Here is a 307-nt window from a genome sequence, read left to right on the forward strand (position 1 = left end):
GACCAACATCGTGATTCCGCGGCCGGGCTCGTTCATGCTGGCATTCGAGTTCACCAACGACTACGGCGTTCCCGAGCGGCTGTTCACCGCCCGCCCGGCTCAGTGCTGGATTCCCAACCTCGACCGCAACGAGTCCGATCCGACCTCGCACGAAGTCACCGCGGACATCTTCGCCACCGGCGCCGGCCTGCTCTACACCCGCCAGTACACGCCGGTACACGAGAAGCAGCTCGTCACCATCACCGGCACCCCGACCGGCGGCACGTTCAAGCTCAGCTACGCCGGAACCCCGACCGCACCCATCGCC

The 307-nt window shown here is 66.4% G+C and carries 1 protein-coding gene; it reads left to right on the plus strand.

The window, feature by feature from the left end; translation table 11 throughout:
• Positions 1 to 34: 34 nt before the first annotated feature.
• Positions 35 to 307, plus strand: a 273-nt coding sequence (locus ON31_RS29370) for a hypothetical protein (RefSeq protein WP_218007398.1), incomplete at its 3' end; no start/stop codon positions are given.

Origin of the sequence: Nocardia otitidiscaviarum NBRC 14405 (assembly GCF_000308635.1) — a bacterium.
GTDB lineage: Bacteria > Actinomycetota > Actinomycetes > Mycobacteriales > Mycobacteriaceae > Nocardia > Nocardia otitidiscaviarum.